The 6,007-nt window shown below is 34.2% G+C and carries 5 protein-coding genes; all 5 read left to right on the top strand.

The window, feature by feature from the left end; genetic code table 11:
- Window positions 1-220 precede the first annotated feature (220 nt).
- The 5 genes from PHP06_10225 (at window position 221) to PHP06_10205 (ending at window position 5,442) form a co-directional block, all read left to right on the top strand.
- Entirely contained in the window at window positions 221-1,858 is a 1,638-nt protein-coding gene (locus PHP06_10225) for an NERD domain-containing protein/DEAD/DEAH box helicase (protein MDD3840917.1), read from the top strand.
- 60 nt (window positions 1,859-1,918) lie between these two features.
- Window positions 1,919-2,848 (top strand): HNH endonuclease, encoded by a 930-nt coding sequence (locus PHP06_10220; protein ID MDD3840916.1) that lies wholly within the window; start codon window positions 1,919-1,921, stop codon window positions 2,846-2,848.
- A gap of 143 nt (window positions 2,849-2,991) precedes the next feature.
- Entirely contained in the window at window positions 2,992-3,264 is a 273-nt protein-coding gene (locus tag PHP06_10215; protein MDD3840915.1) for a hypothetical protein, read from the top strand.
- On the top strand, window positions 3,230-3,880 hold the full coding sequence (locus tag PHP06_10210; protein MDD3840914.1) for a hypothetical protein: 651 nt from the start codon (window positions 3,230-3,232) through the stop codon (window positions 3,878-3,880). Before PHP06_10215 ends, PHP06_10210 begins: the two co-directional genes overlap by 35 nt.
- Window positions 3,881-3,915: 35 nt before the next feature.
- Window positions 3,916-5,442, top strand: coding sequence for a hypothetical protein (locus PHP06_10205; protein MDD3840913.1), 1,527 nt, complete (start codon window positions 3,916-3,918; stop codon window positions 5,440-5,442).
- The last annotated feature ends 565 nt before the right edge of the window (window positions 5,443-6,007 follow it).

Genomic DNA, 6,007 nt, shown 5'->3' with positions numbered 1-6,007 from the left:
TAGGGAGGATAAAACAGATAGCTATGGTGCAGCAGAAACCTTCCGTTGCCTAGGGCTAGCAGACTATGTAAGCCATGAAGGCACTGCACCCATAAGCATTGTTTATAGGCTAAGAGAGCCTATGCCCATGCATGTACTTAGGGCGTCAAATCAGGTGGTTAATATTGTGTAGTTTAACTACAGGAGACTTTGTCATGCAATTGTTAAGGAGGTTAATTAGATGGCGATAATGATACCAAACATAGACCCTGAAGGCATTGACAACTGTAGTGAGCGCAGTTTTTATAGGGCTGCAAAGCAATTACCCCTAGGCTATACGGTGCTCTATTCCTACAAATTTAAAGATAAACAGCGCACCGAAGATTTTGATGTCATTTGTGAGGCTGACTTTGTTATTGTACATCCAGCTATTGGATTTATTGTTGTTGAAGTTAAGTCAGGTGAAATAGACTATCGTAATGGTATCTGGTCAGAATACAAGGGAGGCAGTTACTGTGAATTGCACAGGAATCCAGTGGAGCAAGCACGGAATGCTGCTTTTGCAATTTTAAATGCCTATACAAGAAAAGCAGACGAAAAATTCCCACTTCCATTTAAGTATGCAATAGCATTTCCAGAATGTTCGAGGTTACAGGGTGATTTTCCTTCTGACTTAAACCCTAACAGTGTTTTCCTATCTAGTGATATGATTGAACTAGAAAACAAAATACTAGACTTGTTTAAAATTAAGGAGCCAACAGGGCAGAGAGACTCAAGGAACACAAATGCTATTACCATTCTTTTAGATAAAGTACTAGCGCCGTCGTTCAAGGCCTTTGCACACCTGGATGACCAAATAGAAATATTTCACAAGAGATCAAAGCGAATACTCAATGAAGAGCAACAAAGGATATTAGACGAAACAGAGCTTAATAACAAGATGATATTTCTAGGCGCTGCTGGAAGTGGGAAGACCTTTGTAGCCATGGAAAAATCAAAGAGACTAGCACAAGAGGGTAAACGGGTATTACTTACTTGCTATAATCGTAAACTTGCAGAAATAGAATTTGTACAGCTTTCAGAGATACTAACCACATCTAACTTTCATAATTTGCTGGAATACCTTTTAGAGGAAAAGGGATACGTATTAGATAAATCAGATCAAAGTAAATACTTTGATGAAACGCTAGCTGAAACGGGCTTTGACTACTTTACAAACGCACCTAATGATGAAAAGTTTGATGCAATTATAGTTGATGAAGGGCAGGATTTTAAGTCATCCTGGATTACCTGCCTTGAGAGTATGTTGACTCCGGATGGGCATTTTTATATTTTTGCAGACCCAAATCAAAATTTGTTTGAGTCTGACCTCGACCTACTAAAGCTACCTGTCTCAAAGCAAAAGTTAACCCGAAACCTTCGCAATACAGAACATATAAATGATTGGATAAATGATCTGGTTCCTGAAGCAAGACTGACTAGTATCATAAAGGGTGGTTTACCAGTGAGAACTTTTGCCTGGGATACACCGGAGATGGAGAAGAAGCTCATAGAGGATGAGGCTGGGAGACTTGTAAGTCAGGGAATATCACCAAAACGTATAATGATATTATCTCCCAACAGATACGAGAATAGCAGTCTGTGTAATACAGATAAAATCAAGGAGTGGGCTCTGGCCAAACCAGGGGAGGACAAGCCCAACGCTATCAAATTTGAGACCATAAGGTCCTTTAAGGGTCTTGAGGCAGATCTGGTTTTCTTAATCGGTATAAAACCGAATAGTCGTGCATGTACAGATGCAGATATTTATGTGGGGGCTAGCAGGGCGAGATTTTTACTTTATATATTTCATGATAGGGCATGGATGTTTGAACATTGAAATGTAGTGCAAACAAAATCTAAAATAGAGAGTTAAAAGCTAGTTAGGCGGTGATTCAATATGAAAATGTATGTAGGCCTTACTGACTATGATTGGTACAAGACATTAAGTCAGTCCAAATGCGAAGAGGTAAACTTTTGGAGACCAGGAGGCAATACCAACTTTAGGGCCCTTGAAGAGGGAGATTTGTTTCTGTTTAAGCTGCACAGTCCTAGAGACTTCATTGTTGGTGGAGGGCTTTTCCTAAAATTTTCGATTATTCCCTCGTCATTGGCCTGGGAAGCATTTGGTATTGCAAATGGTGCTAGGAGCTTATTAGAACTTCATGAGCGAATATATAAGTACAGGAAAACTAATCATTTTACAGATCCTGATCCGCAGATAGGCTGCATTATTCTATCTTTGCCTTTTTACTTAGATGAAAAAGATTGGATACCTGTTCCAGAGAATTGGAGTAAGAACATAGTACAAGGCAAGATTTATGATACAAGTGAGCAATATGGACTCAAATTATATCATCAGCTTCAGGGGAGGATATATAAAGCACAAAACAGCCCTCCATCTATACAGGACGATTCTTTGAACGATCGCTATGGACCAGAAAGGATTGTAAGGCCTAGGATAGGACAGGGAGCATTTAAGGTTTTAATTGCAGATGCCTACCATAGAAGGTGTGCAATTACTGGCGAAAAGACTCTTCCAGTCTTGGAGGCTTCCCATATTAAACCATATAGCGTAGATGGGCCAAATGATATAAGAAACGGTCTTTTACTAAGAAGGGATTTCCACACCCTTCTTGATAGGGGTTATATTACTGTGGATAAGTCTTTGACAGTGGAGGTCAGCCGTCGCATCAAGGAGGACTTTGGTAATGGAAGAGAGTACTATGCACACCATGGAAAAAAGCTAACTATTATACCTAATAAGCAAGATCAGCTACCAGATCCAAAGTATTTACAATGGCATAATGATAATGTGTTCTTAGGATAAAAACCTATAACATGAGGATAGCTGTTTTTTGAACAATCTAGTTTTTTGCTATAAACCCTTTGTGTAATATAATATATGGTAAATTAATGCTGACCTTATTTGACACAAACAAACACGTTTTTCAAGCAGAAGGGGAGTAGGCAATGCTCATTTATGAAGGTGTTAAGACAGACTTTATGTACGGTATGGATCAAGACACCTTACCTAGGCAAATTGCAGATGAGGTATATGAAAAAATGCATAGGAAAACGCCAAAGGCTGAGTACCGTGCCTGGGAGAACTCATTACAGTATATGTACAAGGTACTAAATGACAGAGATATACCACACAACTCTGGTGTAGCTATAGAATACAACATTCCACTGGGGAAAATTAGAGAATATGATAGAAGACGACGCATCAATAAAAAGACCTAGAAGATTTGGAAAAGGAAGAACTATGACTTATGCAGAAATCAAAGGTTTCAAAACAAAAGCTGAGCTTTATGATGCTATAAGAGAAGCAGATACTAAGCATAGAAAACTAGGACTTAGTTTGTCTTTTTTTAAAGATCCTCACTTTGACTTTGACGTAGAACTACCAGTTATTGGAGAAGATATGATTTTAATAAATGGTAAAGTTCCTGATAATGTAATAGGTAGCTCTATAATTTTAATAACTTGTGGGAAAGAATATGAAGATAAGCTTAAAGAATTTATTAAAAGGGAACAAGGCATGATATTTGTTTTTGAAGATGAGCCTTCCATGGATCATTTCCGAATGTTAATTCGAGGCTCCAATAATTATCTAGATGAAAATTTGAGTTTGGCTGATTTGAAGCATATTGGGCAGTCAAAAGAAAAGGAAATTAAGTATTTAAAATATGTTTCTGGCATTGAAAATTTTATAGATAAGAAACGTAGTTTTTTCTTTTTAAATGAAAGCACCAATATTGACATTTTAAAGAAGATGAGGGGTATAGAAGGAGAACATATTTATATTATGAAGGATGAAGAAGACGAAGTTGAGATAGAAGGATTTTATATTGTTTAAAGCAATAAATGTAGATATATAAAGGAAGTGGTAAAATGTTTCCGTTAGAAAGAGTTGTAATAGTAGACCTAATTCAAGATATTACATCTAAGCCAGGGGATATAATCTATAAGATTGGCATATTAATTATTAAAAATATCCATGATAAAGGGGAAATGAGACAACCTCATATCGAGATAAGTTATCAATTTGAAGAAAGAAGCACTAATGGATCGCTTGGAGATTCTATAGCTCGGAAAGAAACGGAAACAATGGTTAAAATAATGGAAGACATATTTTCTTATAGTGAGACCACTGTTTATGCAATGTACGATGCCTATAAAACAACTACTCTTTTAGATAGATTTTTAAATAAGTATGGATATAGAAATTTCTTTGAAAATATGAGGATTTTGGATATCAAGACCATAAGTAGAGATAGAATGGCACCTCCATATATTTTAAAAAACTTAGCCGAATATTATAACTTAGTTGACTTGATTAAAGAAAACAATTCACCAATAGATAATACTAAATTACTTCTAGAAATAATCTTTAAAATAAAAGGGGAGAAGAATGATTTAGATAAATATATTAATTTAATAGGGTTCTTAGATGGAGAAAATAATTATAAAATATTACCCTTGAAAAGACTAAGGATTTTGCCGCAAAAGACTAGTTATTTCCTGAAACTTTACGAAGGATTTGATTGGGATGGGTATAAATTTAGAAGCATTTTAGAGGGTGAGGTTCCAATTTTCAGAGTAGAAAAGGACTCTAAATATGGAATTGCTATCTCTGTTGATGGTATTTCATTTATATATGACATACTTTTACCCTGTGATTACGACAATATTTTTACAATTGATAGACCATATCAAGAACAATCCGTAGGTAGTAAATATGATACTTTTATTTATAGTTGTTACCTAATACTAGTAAAGGATGGTAAACAAGGGCTATGCAGACTTGCTTATAATTCAAAAAGGCCTAATATGAGAAATGAGTATTCTTTGCATCTTGAAAGTGATATAGAATATGACTATATTACTGTATATAATCAAATAGGATATATATTTCATAAAGGAAAAGAGTATAGGTATTTTGGTAAAAATAAGAAGAAATTAACAGAAAAATTTACAAGCTATATGATTGAGAGATCAAATTATCTGATATATCGTAGAGAAGATGGGACTTATGTTCTTGATACCGTTGATGACAAGGAATATAAAATTACATGTGATACTGATGAACCCATATTTTATCTAGGTTCTGGATTTTTTGCAAGTTGTTATTCCACTGATAAGGTATTTATGATTACAGACAATGGTGTAAAAGAATTTAAAGACTATAAATATGAATACAATATATCGGTAGGCAAAGAACAGCAGATTTTTCTTCCAGAAAGCTATGTTGTCGTTTCTGGACCAAGGGGCTTAGGTGTATTAGATCCAGAGGGAAAATTTATGTTAAGTCCTGAGCAAGATAAGATTACAGCAGATCTTTTATTTACCTATTTAAAAGGAGAACATCAAGATGAAAAGAAGAGAAAGATAGAGCATCAGTGGATGGAATTTGATTAAAACAATAGAGTTTTTTTGTTTGTGACAATGAATGGAATAGATACAGATAAGGCAGAAAAGGAATGTCTCCTAAAGGAACATAAAAATTCTATGATAATAATCATGAACTTTCAAAGAAAAAAAGAATTGAATTTGAAAATTATAAGTTTGGTAAGGCTTCTAGAAAAGCATTTATATGCTTAAAAGATAAATTAGAAAAATCCACTGAAGAAAATAATAAGTGTATAAAGGCTATTGATAAGGAACTGTAGAAAAGCGGAAATATAGATAGTATTACTGAAGAAATCGTAGTTAAATATATCAAAACAATATACATTTCAGGTAAAGATATAGAAAAAATAGAATATCAATAGTACAATAGAAGGAGATCCATAATTAGGGTCTCCTTTTCCTACAAATAGTATAGCTTTGATACATTGCAAGTTTATGGGAATCAAGAAAAACATTAAACAATAAAATATGTTATAATGAAATTATATCTAAACAATAAAAAATACTTTACACTTTTCAAAAATACTTTAAATACAATAGAAATATTTATTTAAAAAATTAATTTATTAGAGTA

Source organism: Clostridia bacterium, assembly GCA_028698525.1.
Lineage (GTDB): Bacteria > Bacillota > Clostridia > JAQVDB01 > JAQVDB01 > JAQVDB01.
This window is presented reverse-complemented; position numbering and strand designations above follow the sequence as displayed.

What these genes read in the sequence shown, in the direction of transcription:
- PHP06_10215 (MDD3840915.1), top strand. Translation starts at nt 2,992, where the DNA reads ATGCTCATTTATGAAGGTGTTAAGACAGACTTTATGTACGGTATGGAT.
- PHP06_10210 (MDD3840914.1), top strand. Translation starts at nt 3,230, where the DNA reads ATGATAGAAGACGACGCATCAATAAAAAGACCTAGAAGATTTGGAAAA.
- PHP06_10220 (MDD3840916.1), top strand. Translation starts at nt 1,919, where the DNA reads ATGAAAATGTATGTAGGCCTTACTGACTATGATTGGTACAAGACATTA.
- PHP06_10225 (MDD3840917.1), top strand. Translation starts at nt 221, where the DNA reads ATGGCGATAATGATACCAAACATAGACCCTGAAGGCATTGACAACTGT.
- PHP06_10205 (MDD3840913.1), top strand. Translation starts at nt 3,916, where the DNA reads ATGTTTCCGTTAGAAAGAGTTGTAATAGTAGACCTAATTCAAGATATT.